15 protein-coding genes are annotated in these 16702 nt (G+C 61.5%); 6 read left to right on the top strand and 9 right to left on the bottom strand.

The window, feature by feature from the left end; translation table 11 throughout:
- The first annotated feature begins 2 nt into the window (after nucleotides 1-2).
- Together ACRESH_RS11680 and ACRESH_RS11675 are read left to right on the top strand one after the other, a co-directional pair.
- Nucleotides 3-1274 (top strand): NAD(P)/FAD-dependent oxidoreductase, encoded by a 1272-nt coding sequence (locus ACRESH_RS11680; RefSeq protein ID WP_431742139.1) that lies wholly within the window; start codon nucleotides 3-5, stop codon nucleotides 1272-1274.
- Entirely contained in the window at nucleotides 1271-2089 is an 819-nt protein-coding gene (locus ACRESH_RS11675) for a sulfite exporter TauE/SafE family protein (RefSeq protein WP_431742138.1), read from the top strand. The genes ACRESH_RS11680 and ACRESH_RS11675 overlap by 4 nt, the downstream gene beginning before the upstream one ends.
- Nucleotides 2090-2092: 3 nt before the next feature.
- On the opposite strand, the gene ACRESH_RS11670 is transcribed toward ACRESH_RS11675, so the two are convergent.
- Nucleotides 2093-2980, bottom strand: coding sequence for a LysR family transcriptional regulator (locus ACRESH_RS11670; protein WP_431742137.1), 888 nt, complete (start codon nucleotides 2978-2980; stop codon nucleotides 2093-2095).
- A gap of 137 nt (nucleotides 2981-3117) precedes the next feature.
- Between ACRESH_RS11670 and ACRESH_RS11665 the strand changes: the two genes are divergently transcribed.
- Complete coding sequence (locus ACRESH_RS11665; protein WP_431742136.1) at nucleotides 3118-4767, top strand: GMC family oxidoreductase; 1650 nt, start codon at nucleotides 3118-3120, stop codon at nucleotides 4765-4767.
- Nucleotides 4768-4867: 100 nt separating this feature from the next.
- Nucleotides 4868-6490 (top strand): MFS transporter, encoded by a 1623-nt coding sequence (locus ACRESH_RS11660; protein WP_431742135.1) that lies wholly within the window; start codon nucleotides 4868-4870, stop codon nucleotides 6488-6490.
- Nucleotides 6491-6663: 173 nt separating this feature from the next.
- Here ACRESH_RS11660 and ACRESH_RS11655 read toward each other — a convergent pair whose 3' ends face one another.
- The 4 genes from ACRESH_RS11655 to glyQ all read right to left on the bottom strand — a co-directional run bounded on the left by ACRESH_RS11655 (nucleotide 6664) and on the right by glyQ (nucleotide 11031).
- On the bottom strand, nucleotides 6664-7434 hold the full coding sequence (locus ACRESH_RS11655) for a lysophospholipid acyltransferase family protein (RefSeq protein ID WP_431742134.1): 771 nt from the start codon (nucleotides 7432-7434) through the stop codon (nucleotides 6664-6666).
- Nucleotides 7435-7495: 61 nt separating this feature from the next.
- Nucleotides 7496-8029: a D-glycero-beta-D-manno-heptose 1,7-bisphosphate 7-phosphatase gene (gene gmhB, locus ACRESH_RS11650; protein WP_431742133.1), complete on the bottom strand. Its 534-nt coding sequence runs from the start codon at nucleotides 8027-8029 to the stop codon at nucleotides 7496-7498.
- A 3-nt stretch (nucleotides 8030-8032) separates the two neighbouring features.
- Complete coding sequence (glyS, locus tag ACRESH_RS11645) at nucleotides 8033-10087, bottom strand: glycine--tRNA ligase subunit beta (RefSeq protein ID WP_431742132.1); 2055 nt, start codon at nucleotides 10085-10087, stop codon at nucleotides 8033-8035.
- Nucleotides 10084-11031 carry a glycine--tRNA ligase subunit alpha gene (gene glyQ, locus ACRESH_RS11640; RefSeq protein ID WP_431742131.1) on the bottom strand — a complete coding sequence of 316 codons (948 nt, stop codon included), beginning with the start codon at nucleotides 11029-11031 and terminating at the stop codon, nucleotides 10084-10086. Before glyQ ends, glyS begins: the two co-directional genes overlap by 4 nt.
- Nucleotides 11032-11113: 82 nt before the next feature.
- On the opposite strand from glyQ, the gene ACRESH_RS11635 reads away from it, so the two are divergent.
- Entirely contained in the window at nucleotides 11114-11665 is a 552-nt protein-coding gene (locus tag ACRESH_RS11635; protein ID WP_431742130.1) for a DNA-3-methyladenine glycosylase I, read from the top strand.
- Between the two features lie 38 nt (nucleotides 11666-11703).
- Nucleotides 11704-12591, top strand: coding sequence for a lysophospholipid acyltransferase (locus ACRESH_RS11630; protein WP_431742129.1), 888 nt, complete (start codon nucleotides 11704-11706; stop codon nucleotides 12589-12591).
- Nucleotides 12592-12731: 140 nt separating this feature from the next.
- Here ACRESH_RS11630 and ACRESH_RS11625 read toward each other — a convergent pair whose 3' ends face one another.
- Genes ACRESH_RS11625 through fmt form a run of 4 tightly spaced genes read right to left on the bottom strand, consistent with a single transcriptional unit; the run spans nucleotide 12732 to nucleotide 16687 of the window.
- Entirely contained in the window at nucleotides 12732-13043 is a 312-nt protein-coding gene (locus ACRESH_RS11625) for a tetratricopeptide repeat protein (protein WP_431742128.1), read from the bottom strand.
- 11 nt (nucleotides 13044-13054) lie between these two features.
- Nucleotides 13055-14428, bottom strand: a complete 1374-nt coding sequence (gene trkA / locus ACRESH_RS11620) for a Trk system potassium transporter TrkA (RefSeq protein WP_431742127.1) — start codon at nucleotides 14426-14428, stop codon at nucleotides 13055-13057.
- 19 nt (nucleotides 14429-14447) lie between these two features.
- Complete coding sequence (gene rsmB, locus ACRESH_RS11615) at nucleotides 14448-15758, bottom strand: 16S rRNA (cytosine(967)-C(5))-methyltransferase RsmB (protein ID WP_431742126.1); 1311 nt, start codon at nucleotides 15756-15758, stop codon at nucleotides 14448-14450.
- The gene (gene fmt, locus ACRESH_RS11610) at nucleotides 15755-16687 is read right to left on the bottom strand and encodes a methionyl-tRNA formyltransferase (protein WP_431742125.1); all 933 of its coding nucleotides are present in this window, start codon (nucleotides 16685-16687) and stop codon (nucleotides 15755-15757) included. The genes rsmB and fmt overlap by 4 nt, the downstream gene beginning before the upstream one ends.
- Nucleotides 16688-16702 lie beyond the last annotated feature (15 nt).

Genomic DNA, 16702 nt, shown 5'->3' with positions numbered 1-16702 from the left:
CCATGCCTGCTCAAACCACATCGCTCAAAGGCGATCATCACAAGGTCCTGATTGTCAGCGCGGGGGCTGCCGGTATCGCCGTGGCTTCAAGCTTGATGTGTCGCGACCCGTCGCTGGATATCGCCCTCATTGACCCGGCCGACACCCATTACTATCAGCCCGGCTGGACGATGGTCGGTGCGGGTATCTTCAATGCGCCCAGTACCGCGCGGAGCATGGCGTCGACCATCCCGTCCGGTGTTCGCTGGATCAAGGCCAGGGTCGAAAGCTTTGACCCTCATGCACAAGCGGTGAGGTTGAATGACGGACGCTTGTTGAGCTATGAGCAGTTGGTGGTTTGCCCAGGTCTCAAGCTTGATTGGGATGCTATAGACGGCCTGAGTGAAACCCTCGGCCGCAATGGCGTGACCTCCAACTATCGCTATGATCTGGCACCTTACACCTGGCAGCTGGTGCAGAACCTGCGCGAAGGCCGCGCGCTGTTCAGTCAACCGCCAATGCCAATCAAATGTGCGGGCGCGCCACAGAAAGCCTTGTACCTGTCGTGCGATCACTGGTTGCGCAATGGTCGCCTGGGAAACATCCAGGCGCAGTTCTTCAATGCCGGTGCTGTGCTTTTTGGGGTGGCGGACTATGTGCCTGCCCTGATGGAGTACATCGATAAGTACGCCGTGGACCTTCGCTATTCCCATCGTCTGATTGCGGTCGATGGCCCGGCCAAGCAGGCCACGTTTGTTCGAACCTTGGCCGATGGCAGCAGCGAAACCTGTGTTCAACCGTTTGACATGCTGCATGTGGTCCCGCCACAAGTAGCCCCCGATTTCATTCGCAATAGCCCCTTGGCCGATGCTGCCGGTTGGATTGATGCCGATCCGGCAACGCTTCGTCATCGTCAGTTCTCCAACATTCATGCCCTGGGTGACGGGATCAACACCAGTAATGCCAAGACCGCTGCTGCCGCGCGCAAGCAGGCGCCGGTGGTGGCCAATAACGTGCTGGTCGCCCTCGGCCGTTTGCCGAAGCTGGCGCATTACGATGGCTATGGCTCCTGCCCGCTGACCGTCGAGCGCGGCAAGATCGTGCTCGCCGAGTTCATCTATGGCGGCAAGTTGGCGCCGAGCTTCCCACGCTGGCTACTCGATGGCCGTCGCCCGACACGTCTGGCCTGGCTGCTCAAGGCGCAGATCCTGCCGCCGCTGTACTGGCGCTGCATGCTCAAGGGACGTGAGTGGTTGGCCAAACCCCAGGCAGCATCGGCCGAGGTTCGGCAGTGATCGAACAGCCATTTGTTGCTGCAGGACTGGGCGCGATCATTGGTGCGGTACTGGCGTTGACCGGCGCGGGTGGCGGCATTCTGGCCGTGCCACTGTTGGTCTTCGGCCTGGGCCTGTCGATGGTCGAGGCTGCGCCGGTCGGTCTGCTCGCCGTTGGTATGGCTGCGGCTGTCGGTGCGGTGTTGGGATTGCGCCAAGGTGTGGTGCGTTATCGGGCTGCCGTCTTTGTGGCGCTGATCGGTATCACGGCGGCGCCGTTTGGACTGATGCTGGCACACCAACTTCCCAACGCGCCGCTGGCCCTGGCCTTCGCTATGGTGCTGGTGTATGCCTGCGCGCGCATGCTGCTCAAGGCGCGTCGTGAGCTGCGCGGTGAGCCGCCGCTGGGCAAGCGCATGGTCATGCCGTGCGTGCTCAACCCCTTGCAGGGGCGCCTGCGCTGGACCCTGCCCTGTGCCCGTGCGTTGGCGCTCACCGGTGCGTTGTCCGGGCTGCTGTCGGGCTTGCTCGGTGTCGGCGGTGGCTTTGTGATCATCCCGGCACTGAGCCGCTACACCAATCTGGGTATGAAAAGCATCGTCGCCACCTCGCTGGCGGTGATTGCCCTGGTATCTACCGGTAGCGTGATCAGCGCCAGCGTCGGCGGGGTAATGCATTGGAGTGTGGGCGCCCCCTTTGCCGGCGGCGCCGTGTTGGGGCTGCTGGTCGCCCGACAATTTGCCAGTCGCCTGGCCGGTCCGCGCCTGCAGCAGCTGTTCGCTGCGGTCGGAATCTGCGCGGCGCTGCTGCTGGTGGTGAAAACCCTGAGCGCTTGAGCCCTACTCCGCCAGCAAAGCCTCCTGCTCTTGCGCGCACAGTGCCAGGAGAAAATCCCAGACCACCCGCAAGCGTACTGACTTGTGCAGTTCGCGGCGGGTGCAGATCCAGTAGCTGCGCTGGATGGTTTCACTGGGCAGCACCCGCACCAGCGCCGGGTCATGCCGGGCCATGTAGTTGGGCAGCACGGCAATCCCCAAGCCTGCACGGGCCGCCTGTTGTTGGGCGATCACACTGGTGCTGCGAAACGCCACATTCGGTGCCCGGCAGAAACTGTTGAGGAACAGCAGCTCCTGACTGAACAACAGGTCGTCGACGTAACCGATCCAGCTGTGCTTGGCCAGGTCCTCGCGGTGATGCAACGCTGGCGCCTGGGCCAGGTATTCGCGGCTGGCGTACAGCGCCAGACGGTAATCGGTGAGTTTGCGGGTGATCAGCAGGTCAGCATTGGGCCGCTCCAGATGGATGCTGATTTCCGCCTCGCGGTTGAGGATGCTGACAAAGCGCGGCACGGCGACCAGTTCCACCTCCAGCCCCGGATAGCGCTCGAACAGGCTGCCCATGCGCGGGGTGAAGAACATGATGCCGATGCCTTCGGTGACGCCCAGGCGGATCTTGCCTAACGGGGTGATGGCCTGGGTGATCTCTTCCTGGGCCAGCAGTGCGACGTTTTCCATGGCTTCGGCATGCTTGAGCAGGGCCTGGCCGGATGGGGTCAGTTCGTAGCCTTGGGCGTGCTGGACGAACAAGGCGGTGCCCAGGCTCTGCTCGATATTGTCGATATGCCGGGCCACGGTGCTGTGGGTGGTGTTGAGGCGTTTGGCCGCTGTCAGCAGGCGGCCGCTACGCTGCAACTCGAGAAAAAACCGCAGATCATTCCAGTCGAACATGCTTTTCCTTGTGAATCAGGTGTTCACGGACGTTGTGTTAAAACGCACAGCACTTGAGTGAAATCTAACGTTTTCATCTCGAAATTAATCAATAACATGGACCACGACAAGAATAATAATCAGGCGCGAGGTTGCCCATGCCATCAGCCGATCCTGTCTACGACTATGTGGTCGTGGGTGCCGGTCCTGCCGGATGCCTTCTGGCCAATCGATTGTCTGCCGACCCGGGCTGCCGAGTGTTATTGCTCGAAGCGGGTGGTAAAGACAACTATGCCTGGATTCACATTCCGGTGGGTTACCTGTACTGCATCGGTAACCCGCGTACCGACTGGTGCTTCAAGACCGAAGCCCAGGCAGGTCTCAAAGGGCGTGCCTTGGGTTATCCAAGGGGTAAGGTGCTCGGCGGTTGTTCCTCGATCAACGGCATGATCTATATGCGTGGCCAGGCAGGTGACTATGACCGCTGGGCCGAGCAAGGCAACGCCGGTTGGGCCTGGAAAGACGTGTTGCCGCTGTTCAAGGCCAGCGAAAACCACTTCGGCGGCGCCAGTGATGCCCACGGTAATCAAGGCGAGTGGCGGGTCGAACAGCAACGTTACTCTTGGCCGATCCTCGATGCCTTCCGTGAAGCGGCTGCACAGAGCGGCATCGACAGCTTGGCCGATTTCAACGGCGGTGATAACCAGGGTTGTGGATACTTTCAGGTCAACCAGCGTTCCGGGGTTCGCTGGAATTCGGCCAAGGCCTTTCTTCGCCCAGTACTCAACCGCCCCAACCTGACTGTGCTGACGGATGTGCTGGTCGATCAGGTGATCCTCGGCGCAGGTCGTGCCTCAGCGGTAAGAGCGCGTTGGCAAGGCAGTTGGCAAAACTTCAGCGCCCGCCGCGAGATCATCCTCTGCGCTGGCTCGGTGGGCTCTCCCGGTATCCTGCAACGCTCCGGCATTGGCCCGCGTGGTTTGCTGGAAAGCCTGGGGATAACGGTTCGTCACGAATTGCCGGGTGTCGGTGGCAACCTGCAGGACCACCTGCAACTACGGTTGATCTACCAGGTCAGTGGGGCACGCACCCTCAACCAGGTCGCCAATAGCGCTTGGGGCAAGCTGGGCATGGGCCTGCGCTATCTATACGACCGCAGCGGCCCGCTGGCCATGGCGCCGAGTCAGCTGGGGGCGTTTGTCCGCTCCGGGCCGGAACAGGCCTCAGCCAACCTGCAATACCATGTACAGCCGCTATCGCTTGAGCGCTTCGGTGAGCCGCTGCATCGCTTTCCGGCCTTTACCGCGTCGGTGTGCAACCTGCGCCCGGCTAGCCGCGGACGTATCGATATCCGTTCGGCCAACCCGGACGATGCGCCGCTGATCGATCCCAACTATTTGAGCGACCCAGAAGACTTACGGGTGGCCGCCCAGGCCATTCGCCTCACTCGCAAGATCGTCCAGGCCCCTGCCCTGGCTGCGTTCAGCCCGCGCGAATACCTGCCTGGGCCAGACCTGCAAAGCGAAGAGCAACTGCATGAAGCTGCCGGCCAGATCGGCACCACCATTTTCCATCCGGTCGGCACCTGCCGGATGGGCAACGGGCCGTTGGACGTGGTCGACGACCAGCTACGTGTGCACGGCGTGCCGGGGCTGCGTATCGCTGATGCCTCGATCATGCCGCAGATTGTCTCCGGCAATACCTGCTCACCTACCTTGATGATTGCCGAAAAAGCGGCGCAATTGATTACCCGGGAGATGTTATCCACAGCTCGGATCGATGAACAAAGCGCAGTACCGACGCCCTGACCAGGGTGCGTAGCAACAACGACGCCGGACGCGGTCTGCCGGCGTCGACAGTGGAACAACAAGAATAATCACTGGGGCCTTGAGGCCGAGGACAGCAACGATGTCGGATTACATTCAGGAGCAGGGCGCCGCTACGGTAAGCAACAGTCGCCGTGAAGAGCGCAAGATCATTTTCGCGTCATCCCTCGGGACGGTGTTCGAGTGGTATGACTTTTTTCTCTATGGGGCACTGGCCGCGGTCATCAGCAAGCAGTTCTTTGCCGGGGTGAACGACACCACTGCCTTTATCTTTGCTTTGATGGCCTTTGCCGCAGGCTTCCTGGTGCGGCCGTTCGGTGCGCTGGTGTTCGGTCGCTTGGGGGACATGATCGGCCGCAAATACACCTTCCTGGTGACCATCGTGCTGATGGGTCTGTCGACCTTCGCGGTCGGCTTGCTACCCACCTACGCCAGCATCGGTATTGCCGCACCGATCATTCTGGTGATCCTGCGTATGCTCCAGGGCTTGGCGCTGGGCGGTGAGTATGGCGGCGCGGCGACCTACGTGGCAGAGCATGCGCCGCCGGGTAAGCGCGGTTTCCACACCGGCTTTATCCAGTCCACGGCGACACTTGGCTTGCTGCTGTCGCTGTTGGTCGTGCTGGGCAGCCGCTACATCAGTGGCGATCAGTTCGAAGTATGGGGCTGGCGCCTGCCGTTCCTGTTGTCGATCGTGCTGCTGGCGATCTCCACCTGGATCCGCATGAGCATGCACGAATCGCCCGCCTTCGTGAAAATGAAGGCCCAGGGCAAGACCAGTAAAGCGCCGATTCGTGAGTCCTTTGGTTCCTGGGCCAACCTCAAGGTGGTGCTCACTGCCCTGTTCAGCATCAACGCAGGGCAAGCGGTTACCTTCTACACCGCGCAGTTCTACGTGCTGTTCTTCCTGACCCAGATGCTCAAGATGGACCCGGCCCAGGCCAATACCCTGCTGATCATCAGCGTGGTAATCGGCGCGCCGTTCTTTGTGTTCTTCGGCTGGTTGTCGGATCGGGTCGGACGCAAGCCAATCCTGATGTTGGGACTGCTGCTGGCCACCCTGCTCTACTTCCCGTTGTTCAAGGCCCTGAGTTACTACGCTAACCCGCAGATCGACACCGCCAGTCGTCAGGCACCGATTGTGGTCATGGCTGATCCACAAAGCTGCACCTTCCAGTTTGATCCGGTCGGTAAGGCGCGCTTTGACAGTCCGTGCGACAAGGTCAAGACATTCCTGGTCAAACAAGGCCTGCCTTACAGCGCTGAAACCGTCGCTGCCGGTAGCGAAGTAGTGGTGAGCGTGGGTGACCAGCGCATCAACGGCTTCGATGAGGTGGCGTTGCGGGCTGCCATCGACAAGGCGGGGTATCCGGCCAAGGCTGATCCTGCCAGTGTGAACGAGACCATGGTGGTGGTGCTGATCGTCGCCATGATTCTGATCGCAACCATGACCTACGGCCCGCTGGCGGCAGTGATGGTCGAGCTGTTCCCGACCCGGATCCGCTACACCTCGATGTCGCTGCCGTATCACATCGGCAACGGCTGGTTCGGCGGCTTCCTGCCCACGGTGTCGTTTGCCCTGGTGGTGTACACCGGCGATATCTTCTATGGGCTGTGGTATCCGGTGCTGATCACCGGCGTCAGTCTGGTGGTCGGGCTGTTCTGCCTGAAAGAAACCCGTGATGTGGATATCGACAAGGTCTGAGTTTCCACGGGTACAAAAAAACCGGCGCAAGCGCCGGTTTTTTTATACCGCTGGAAAACTTATGCACGATTTTCAGAAAACAATCACACAGAGAAATAAGTAAGTAAATTAATCACTTAGCTGATTTTTTAGAGAAAGATCGAAATACTTGTGCACAAGTTATCCACAGATCGTCAGGCAACGCCCTGAGCGGCATTTGGGGCTTGCGCAGGTAGCGAACCCATGTCGCGCTGGGCCTGTTCGTTCCAGGCTGCCGCCCGGTCGTTGAGTTCGGCAATGGCGCGTGGGCCAGTGCCTTCAGCGTACATCGGTGCGCCGATCACCACCTCGATGGTACCAGCACGCTTGTTCCAACCCTGCTTGGGCCAGAATTTGCCAGCGTTGTGGGCGATCGGCAGAACGGGCAGACCGGCATTCACTGCCAGGGCGGTCCCGCCGCGGGAGAACTTGCCGATCTGGCCGAACGGCACACGGGTGCCTTCCGGGAAGATCAGTACCCAGACACCGTCCTTGAGCAGCTTGTCGCCCTCGCTGGCAACCTGCTTGAGCGCAGCCTTGGGATTGTCGCGGTTAATGGCGATCGGCCGCAGCATGGCCATGGCCCAGCCGAAGAACGGCACGTACAGCAGTTCACGTTTGAGCACCTGGCTCAAAGGCGAAAAATAGGCAGAGAGGAAGAAGGTCTCCCAGGTGCTCTGGTGATTGGAGAGGATCACACAGGGTTGCTTGGGGATGTTTTCAGCCCCGCTGACCTTGACCTTGATGTTCAGGAAGACCCGCACCAGCACCAGTGCGAAGCGGCACCAGTAGACATTGATGAAGCGGTAACGGGCGCTGAATGGCAGAAACGGCGCGATAAAAAAGCTCAGGGTGCACCACAGCAATGAGCTGGTACCCAGCAGCAGGTAAAAAAGAAAAACTCTGATCGCCTGCAGGATCGACATAGCGGCATGTACCGTTGCGGGCTTGCCCGCCTAGTAAAAGTGCGCCTGGTTCGCAGGCGCCCTATTTGTGGATAAGTTTTCTGGCGATGGCTGCCAGATCATCGAAAATCAATGTTCCTTGCGGAATTCCCTTGCTCAGGGTCTTCTCGCCTTTTCCGGTTTTTACCAGAATCGGTTGAGCATCGACGGTCAATGCGGCTTCCAGGTCACCCTTACTATCACCGACAAACCACAGCCCGGCCAGATCCACCTGGTAATGCGCGGCAATGGTTCGCAGCATGCCCGGCTTGGGCTTGCGGCAATCGCAGCCTTCGTCCGGGCCATGAGGGCAATAAACGATCAAGCCAACCTCGCCGCCCTGTTCGGCCACCAGCATGCGCAGGCGCGCATGCATGGCCTCGAGGGTTGCCAGGTCGTAGTAGCCGCGAGCGATGCCGGACTGGTTGGTGGCGACTGCCACCGTCCAGCCGGCCTTGCTCAACTGCGCGATGGCCTCGATCGAACCGGGGATGGGTATCCACTCTTCCAGCGACTTGATGTAGGCGTCGGAGTCCTGGTTGATCACCCCGTCCCGATCGAGAATCAGCAGTTTCAAGACTTACCCCAGCAGCGAAATGTCGGCCACGCCCAGGAACAGACCGCGCAGGCGGCTGAGCAAGGCATAGCGGTTGGCCCGCACATTGGCGTCTTCGGCGTTGACCATCACCGCCTCGAAGAAGGCGTCGACCGGTTCACGCAGGGCCGCCAGACGCGCCAGCGATTCGCTGTACTGACGCGCGGCAGCCATTGGCTGCACAGCCTGATCAGCTTGCTGGATTGCCGAGTACAGGGAGAACTCGTTGGCATTGTCGAAGTACTTTGGCTCGACCGTGGCCGCTACCGCGCCTTCGGCTTTGCTCAGCAGGTTCGACACGCGCTTGTTCACCGCGGCCAGGGCAGCGGCTTCAGGCAGCTGACGGAAGGCTTGTACGGCCTGTACGCGCTGGTCGAAGTCCAGTGCCGAACCCGGCTTCAGTGCACGTACCGACAGGTAGGTGGCGACGTCGATGCCTTCGTCCTCGTAACGGGCACGCAGACGGTCGAAGACGAACTCCTGTACCTGCTCAGCCAGGCCTGCAGCTTTGACGTTGCTACCGAACTGGGTGACGGCGAAGTTCACTGCTTCGTTGAGGTCCAGGTCCAGTTGCTTCTCGATCAGGATACGCAGCACGCCCAGCGCTGCACGGCGTAGTGCATAGGGGTCTTTGCTGCCGGTTGGGAGCATGCCGATACCGAAGATACCGACCAAGGTGTCGAGCTTGTCGGCGATGGCCACGGCCGCGCCGGTCAGGGTCGACGGCAGTTCTGCACCGGCACCGCGTGGCATGTACTGCTCGTTCAGGGCCAGGGCAACGTCTTCTGGCTCGCCATCGTTGAGGGCGTAGTAGTAGCCGGCAACACCCTGCATCTCAGGGAACTCACCGACCATCTCGGTCGCCAGGTCGCACTTGCACAGCAGGCCGGCACGGGCTGCACGCTGGGCGTCGCCGCCAATGCGTTGGGCAATGAACGCGGCCAGCTTGGCAACGCGCTCTGCCTTGTCGTAGACGCTGCCCAGCTGAGCCTGGAAGACCACGTTCTTGAGGCGTTCGTTGAAGCTTTCCAGCGGCTGCTTCTTGTCTTGCTTGAAGAAGAACTCGGCGTCGGTCAGGCGTGGGCGCACAACCTTCTCGTTACCTTCGACGATCTGCTTCGGATCGCGGCTTTCGACGTTGGCCACGGTAATGAAGCGCGGCAGCAGCTTGCCGTCGATGTCCAGCAGGCAGAAATACTTCTGGTTATCCTGCATGGTGGTGATCAGGGCTTCCTGCGGCACCTCGAGGAAACGCTCCTCGAACGAGCAGACCAGCGGCACCGGCCACTCGACCAGTGCAGTCACTTCATCGAGCAACGCAGGCGGCACGATGGCGGTGCCTTCCTGCTGCATGGCGAGTTCGGCGGTACGTTTGCTGATGAGCTCGCGGCGTTCGGCGAAATCGGTCAGCACGTAAGCTTTGCGCAGGTCTTCCAGGTAGTTCGCCGGGGCGCTGATACGCACGTCTTGCGGGTGGTGGAAGCGGTGACCACGAGAATCGCGGCCAGCCTTCTGGGCGAGGATGGTGCAGTCGACGACGTTATCGCCCAGCAGCATCACCAGCCATTGGGTCGGACGCACGAACTCTTCCTTGCGCGCACCCCAACGCATGCGTTTCGGGATCGGCAGGTCGTTCAGGGAATCTTCGACGATGGTTGGCAGCAGGCTGGCAGTGGCCTTGCCCGGGATGTGCTGGGAGAAGCGCAGTTTGGCGCCGCTCTGGTCGATTTCCGCCAGCTCTACGCCGCACTTCTTGGCAAAGCCGAGGGCAGCTTGAGTCGGGTTGCCTTCAGTGTCGAAGGCGGCCTGACGGGGCGGGCCGTCGACGTTGATGCTGCGGTCCGGTTGCTGGGTATCCAGTTGACGGATCAGCACGGCCAGACGGCGCGGTGCGGCGTAGACCTGCTTGCCGGTGTAGTTCAGGCCAGCGGCCTGCAGGCCTTTCTCGATACCGGCGAGAAACGCGTCAGCCAGGGCGCTCAGGGCTTTTGGCGGCAGTTCTTCGGTGCCCAGTTCAACCAGGAAATCTTGAGCACTCATTGTGCAGCCTCCAGCTTGGCCAATGCTTCATCACGCAATTCAGGGGACGCCATCGGGAAGCCCAGCTTGGCGCGGGCTTGCAGATAGCTTTGCGCCACGGCCCGGGCCAGGGTGCGTACGCGCAGGATGTACTGCTGGCGCGCGGTCACCGAGATAGCGCGGCGGGCGTCGAGCAGGTTGAAGGTGTGGGAGGCCTTGAGGACCATTTCGTAGGTCGGCAGCGGCAGCTGCAGCTCGATCAGGCGGTTCGCTTCGCTTTCGTAGAAGTCGAACAGTTCGAACAGCTTCTCGACGTTGGCGTGTTCGAAGTTGTAGGTCGACTGCTCCACTTCGTTCTGGTGGAACACGTCGCCGTAGGTCACCTTGCCGAACGGACCGTCGGTCCAGACCAGGTCATAGACCGAGTCGACGCCCTGCAGGTACATGGCCAGACGCTCCAGGCCATAGGTGATTTCACCGGTGACCGGCATGCACTCGATGCCGCCTACTTGCTGGAAGTAGGTGAACTGAGTGACTTCCATGCCGTTGAGCCAGATTTCCCAACCCAGACCCCAGGCGCCGAGGGTCGGCGATTCCCAGTTGTCTTCGACGAAACGGATGTCGTGTACCAGCGGGTCAAGGCCGATCGCCTTCAGCGAGCCCAGGTACAGTTCCTGGAAGTTCGCCGGGTTCGGCTTGAGCACCACCTGGAACTGGTAGTAGTGCTGGAGGCGGTTGGGGTTTTCGCCATAGCGACCGTCAGCCGGGCGACGGCTCGGCTGTACGTAGGCGGCGTTCCAGATTTCCGGGCCGACGGCGCGCAGGAACGTAGCGGTATGGAAAGTGCCGGCGCCTACTTCCATATCGTAGGGCTGAAGCACCACACAACCTTGCTCGGCCCAGTAGTTCTGCAGGGCGAGGATCAAGTCTTGGAAGGTACGCACGGCTGGCGTAGGCTGGCTCACGAAATTCACCTGTTTCTAGGGCTGCGAATATAAAGAGCGGGAGTATAACCCGATTCGCCCGAGCCTCTACCCTTGGAGCCTTATGCCACGTTGCTTTTGGTGTACCGACGATCCGCTTTACCAGGCTTATCACGATCAGGAGTGGGGCACGCCGCAGCGTGATCCGGGCCACTTGTTCGAGATGTTGTTGCTCGAAGGCTTCCAGGCCGGGCTGTCGTGGATCACCGTACTGAAGAAGCGTGAACGTTACCGCGAGGTATTGTTCGGCTTCGATCCGCAGCGCCTGGCGCAGATGAGCGATGAAGAAATCGAGGAACGGCTGCTTGATCCCGGCATCATCCGCAACCGTCTCAAGCTCAACGCCGCGCGGCGTAACGCCAAGGCCTGGCTGGCCGTGGAAAATCCCGCTGATTGGTTGTGGTCGTTTGTCGGTGGCGCGCCGAAGATCAATCATTTCCGCCTGCGCAGTGAAGTCCCGGCTGTTACCGATGAAGCCAAGGCCATGAGCAAGGCCTTGCAGAAAGCCGGCTTCACCTTTGTCGGCCCGACCATTTGCTATGCCTTCATGCAGGCCACCGGCATGGTCATGGACCATACCCGCGATTGTGATCGCTACGCCGCTCTGCTGCGCTGAGGGTACAATAGCCGGCTTGCAGAAAGAGGAACCAGCCTGTGGATAAATTCAAGGGCGCCTTGATGGTCGGGGCGTTGCGGTTGTTTGCCAAGCTCCCCTGGGGCGCGGTACAGCGGGTCGGCGCGGCGATCGGCTGGATCATGTGGAAGGTACCGAACAGTTCGCGTGAGGTGGTGCGGATCAACCTGGCCAAGTGTTTTCCGGAGATGGACCCGGTAGCGCGCGAGCAACTGGTCGGTCGTACCCTGATGGATATCGGCAAGTCCTTCACCGAAAGCGCCTGCGCCTGGATCTGGCCGGCCCAGCGCTCACTTGACCTGGTGCGCGAAGTCGAAGGCCTGGAAGTGCTGCAGGCCGCTCTGGCCTCGGGCAAGGGCGTGGTTGGCATCACCAGCCACCTGGGCAACTGGGAAGTGCTCAACCACTTCTATTGCAACCAGTGCAAACCGATCATTTTCTACCGTCCGCCCAAGCTCAAGGCGGTCGATGATCTACTGCGCGAACAGCGTGTGCAGTTGGGTAACCGCGTGGCGGCATCCACCAAGGAAGGCATCCTGAGCATCATCAAGGAAGTGCGTAAAGGCGGTCAGGTGGGTATTCCGGCAGATCCGGAGCCGGCCGAGTCGGCGGGGATCTTCGTGCCGTTCTTTGCCACCAAGGCCCTGACCAGCAAATTCGTACCCAACATGCTGGCTGGCGGCAAGGCGGTCGGGGTGTTCCTGCATGCCCTGCGCCTGCCGGATGGTTCCGGGTTCAAGGTGATTCTGGAAGCGGCGCCCGAAGCCATGTACAGCGAAGACACCGAAACCTCGGCGGCGGCCATGAGTCAGGTGGTCGAGCGTTATGTGCGGGCTTATCCGAGCCAGTACATGTGGAGCATGAAGCGCTTCAAGAAGCGTCCACCAGGTGAGGCGCGCTGGTATTGATGGTCCTTGTGCTCTTGTAGGAGCTGGCTTGCCTGCGATCGGGCGCGCAGCGGCCGCAAACCTGAGTCCTCGGTTTGTCAGGTGCAACCGGGACTCAGGATTTACGACGGCTTCGCCGCCGATCGCAGGCAAGCCAGCTCCTACAAGGCTTTATCCAGCTTCTTGAGAAACACCGTCATCTCTTTCTCGGCCTGCTTGTCACCATGGGCCTTGGCCGCTTCCAGCCCCTGCTCCCAGGCCAGGCGTGCCGCCGCTTTATCGCCCTGCAGCTGATACGCCTTGCCCAACAGCTTCCAAGCTGCCGAATACTTCGGATCGAACTCGACGCAGCGTTGCAGGTGCACAGCAGCTTCGGCGCCATTGCCTTCATCCAGCCAGGCCTTGCCCAGGCCGAAGCGCAGCAGGGCGTTATCCACACCCTTGGCCAGCATCTTTTCCAGTGATTCGCGCATCCCGGCCCCTCTTAGAAGAAGCTCAAGCCTACATGGAACAGCTTCTCGACGTCACGGATGTACTTTTTATCCACAACGAAGAGGATCACATGGTCGCCCGCCTCGATCACTGTGTCGTCGTGGGCAATCAGCACTTCTTCATCGCGAATGATCGCGCCGATGGTGGTGCCTGGCGGCAGGGCGATGTCTTCGATGGCCTTGCCGATCACCTTGCTCGACTTCGAATCGCCATGGGCAATGGCCTCGATGGCCTCTGCTGCACCGCGGCGCAGTGAGTGCACGCTGACAATGTCGCCGCGGCGCACGTGGGCGAGCAAGGTGCCGATGGTGGCCAGCTGCGGGCTGATGGCGATATCGATATCGCCACCCTGGACCAGGTCGACATACGCGGGGTTGTTGATGATGGTCATCACCTTGCGCGCGCCCAGGCGCTTGGCCAGCAGCGAGGACATGATATTGGCCTCGTCATCGTTGGTCAGGGCCAGGAAGATATCGGCTTCGGCGATGTTCTCTTCGAGCATCAGGTCGCGGTCCGAGGCGCTGCCTTGCAACACCACGGTGCTGTCCAGGGTATCGGAGAGGTAACGGCAGCGCGCCGGGTTCATCTCGATGATCTTCACTTGGTAGCGGCTTTCGATCGCCTCGGCCAGGCGTTCGCCAATCTGCCCGCCACCGGCGATGACCACGCGTTTGTTGGTCTCATCAATGCGCCGCAGTTCACCCATCACCGCGCGGATGTGGGCCTTGGCGGCGATGAAGAAGACCTCGTCGTCGACCTCGATCACCGTATCGCCCTGAGGCAGGATCGGCCGGTCACGGCGGAAGATCGCCGCGACGCGCGTGTCGACGTTGGGCATGTGCTCGCGGATCTGGCGCAGTTGCTGGCCGACCAGCGGCCCGCCGTAGTAGGCCTTGACCGCCACCAGCTGGGCCTTGCCTTCGGCGAAGTCGATGACCTGCAGGGCACCTGGATGCTCGATCAAGCGCTTGATGTAATGGGTCACCACCTGCTCGGGGCTGATCAGCACATCGACGGGGATGGCGTCGTTGTCGAACAGGCCGGCGCGGGTCAGGTAGGCCGATTCACGCACCCGGGCAATCTTGGTCGGGGTGTGGAACAGGGTGTAGGCGACCTGGCAGGCGACCATATTGGTCTCGTCGCTGTTGGTCACTGCCACCAGCATATCGGCGTCGTCGGCACCGGCCTGGCGCAGAACGGTAGGGAACGAGGCGCGGCCCTGGACAGTACGGATGTCCAGGCGGTCGCCGAGGTCGCGCAGGCGCTCGCCATCGGTATCGACCACGGTAATGTCGTTGGCTTCGCTGGCCAGGTGTTCGGCCAGCGTACCGCCGACCTGCCCTGCGCCCAGGATGATGATCTTCATCCGCTCTTCCCTTCTCTTGTTATCCGCGCGCGGCGGCGATTTTGATCAGCTTGGCATAGTAGAAGCCGTCGTGTCCGCCTTCCTGGGCCAGCAACTGGCGGCCATGGGGCTGGCGCAGGCCGGCCTGGGTCGCAAGGTCCAGCTCGCGGGCGCCTGGCGTGCGGGCGAGGAAGGCCTCGATGACTTCGGTGTTTTCCGTCGGCAGGGTCGAACAGGTGGCATACAGCAGGATGCCGCCGACTTCGAGGGTCGGCCACAGGGCGTCGAGCAGCTCTCCCTGCAAGGCGGCCAGGGCCGGGATATCGTCGGCCTGACGGGTCATCTTGATGTCTGGATGGCGGCGAATCACACCGGTGGCCGAGCACGGCGCATCGAGCAGGATGCGCTGGAAACCCTTGCCGTCCCACCAGTTGGCGGTATCGCGGGCATCACAGGCAATCAACTGGGCATCCAGGCCCAGGCGGTCGAGGTTTTCCCGAACCCGGGTCAGGCGCTTGGCTTCCAGGTCGATAGCGACCACAGCGTCCAGTTTCTCTTCGGCTTCGAGCAGGTGGCAGGTCTTGCCGCCGGGCGCGCAGCAGGCATCGAGCACCCGTTGGCCGGGTGCGAGGTCAAGCAGGTCGGCGGCCAGTTGCGCGGCTTCGTCCTGGACACTGATCCAGCCTTGCTCAAACCCGGGCAGGCCGCGTACATCGCAGGCTTGTGCGAGGAGGATGCCGTCGGCGCTGTACTGGCAGGCGCTGGCTTCCAGCCCCGCTTCGCGCAACAGTTCCAGGTAGGCCTGACGACTGTGATGACGGCGGTTGACCCGCAGGATCATCGGCGGATGGGCGTTGTTGGCGGCGCAGATGGCCTCCCATTGCTGCGGCCAGAAAGCCTTGAGCGACTTCTGCAGCCAGCGCGGATGGGCGGTGCGCACCAGCGGATCACGCTCCAGTTCGGCGAGGATCGCACTGCTCTCGCGTTGCGCACGGCGTAGCACGGCATTGAGCAGGGCCTTGGCCCAGGGCTTTTTCAGCTTGTCGGCACAGCCTACGGTTTCACCGATGGCAGCATGGGCGGGGACGCGGGTGTAGAGCAGTTGATACAGGCCGACCAGCAGCAAGGCCTCGACATCGGCGTCGGCGCTCTTGAACGGCTTTTGCAGCAGACGCTCGGCCAGGGCCGAGAGCCGTGGCTGCCAGCGTGCGGTGCCAAATGCCAGATCCTGGGTCAGACCACGGTCACGTACTTCGACCTTGTCCAGTTGCGCGGGCAGCGAGCTGTTCAGTGAAGCCTTGCCGCTGAGTACTGCCGCCAGAGCGCGGGCGGCTGCCAGACGTGGATTCATTGACCGAGCACCGTACCGCTGGCGAACTTCTCGCGCCGGCTGTTGAACAGGTCGCTGAAGTTCAGCGCCTTGCCACCGGGCAGTTGCAGGCGGGTCAGGCGCAGGGCCTGCTCACCGCAGGCAACGATCAGGCCGTCCTTGCTGGCGTCGAGGATTTCACCAGGTGTGCCACTACCTGTGGATAAGCTGGCGGCGAGCACTTTCACCGCTTCACCATTGAGGGTGCTGTGGCAGATCGGCCAGGGATTGAAGGCGCGAATCAGGCGTTCCAACTCGACGGCCGGGCGGCTCCAGTCCAGGCGGGCTTCGTCTTTGTTCAGCTTGTGTGCATAAGTGGCCAGGCTGTCGTCCTGGACTTCACCCTGCAGCGTGCCCGCGGCCAGGCCGGCCACGGCTGCAAGTACTGCCGGCGGGCCCATTTCGGCCAGGCGGTCATGCAGGCTGCCACCGGTGTCACTGGCGCTGACCGGAGTGGTGACCTTGAGCAGCATGGGGCCGGTATCCAGTCCGGCCTCCATACGCATGACGGTCACGCCGCTTTCGCTGTCGCCGGCTTCGACCGCGCGCTGGATCGGCGCAGCACCACGCCAGCGTGGCAGCAGCGAGGCATGGCTGTTGATGCAGCCCAGGCGCGGAATATCCAGCACGGCTTGCGGCAGGATCAGGCCGTAGGCGACCACCACCATCAGATCCGGCTTGAGGGCAGCCAGTTCAGCTTGAGCTTCGGCATTGCGCAGGGTTGGCGGTTGCAGGACCTGGATGCCGTTATCCACAGCCAGTTGCTTGACTGCACTGGGCATCAGTTTTTGCCCGCGTCCAGCCGGACGGTCCGGTTGGGTGTAGACGGCGACCACTTCATAAGGGCTGTCGATCAAGGCCTTGAGGTGTTTGGCGGCAAACTCTGGGGTGCCTGCAAAGACAATGCGCATGGCGTTCTCGCTTAA

Origin of the sequence: Pseudomonas sp. (assembly GCF_050739775.1) — a bacterium.
Taxonomy (GTDB): Bacteria; Pseudomonadota; Gammaproteobacteria; order Pseudomonadales; family Pseudomonadaceae; genus Aquipseudomonas.
This window is presented reverse-complemented; position numbering and strand designations above follow the sequence as displayed.

Bases quoted from the DNA above. Each gene is read 5' to 3' on its own strand.
- ACRESH_RS11680 (WP_431742139.1), top strand. From the start codon at position 3: ATGCCTGCTCAAACCACATCGCTCAAAGGCGATCATCACAAGGTCCTG.
- ACRESH_RS11670 (WP_431742137.1), bottom strand. From the start codon at position 2,980: ATGTTCGACTGGAATGATCTGCGGTTTTTTCTCGAGTTGCAGCGTAGC.
- ACRESH_RS11665 (WP_431742136.1), top strand. From the start codon at position 3,118: ATGCCATCAGCCGATCCTGTCTACGACTATGTGGTCGTGGGTGCCGGT.
- ACRESH_RS11660 (WP_431742135.1), top strand. From the start codon at position 4,868: ATGTCGGATTACATTCAGGAGCAGGGCGCCGCTACGGTAAGCAACAGT.
- ACRESH_RS11655 (WP_431742134.1), bottom strand. From the start codon at position 7,434: ATGTCGATCCTGCAGGCGATCAGAGTTTTTCTTTTTTACCTGCTGCTG.
- glyS (WP_431742132.1), bottom strand. From the start codon at position 10,087: ATGAGTGCTCAAGATTTCCTGGTTGAACTGGGCACCGAAGAACTGCCG.
- ACRESH_RS11635 (WP_431742130.1), top strand. From the start codon at position 11,114: ATGCCACGTTGCTTTTGGTGTACCGACGATCCGCTTTACCAGGCTTAT.
- ACRESH_RS11625 (WP_431742128.1), bottom strand. From the start codon at position 13,043: ATGCGCGAATCACTGGAAAAGATGCTGGCCAAGGGTGTGGATAACGCC.
- trkA (WP_431742127.1), bottom strand. From the start codon at position 14,428: ATGAAGATCATCATCCTGGGCGCAGGGCAGGTCGGCGGTACGCTGGCC.
- rsmB (WP_431742126.1), bottom strand. From the start codon at position 15,758: ATGAATCCACGTCTGGCAGCCGCCCGCGCTCTGGCGGCAGTACTCAGC.
- fmt (WP_431742125.1), bottom strand. From the start codon at position 16,687: ATGCGCATTGTCTTTGCAGGCACCCCAGAGTTTGCCGCCAAACACCTC.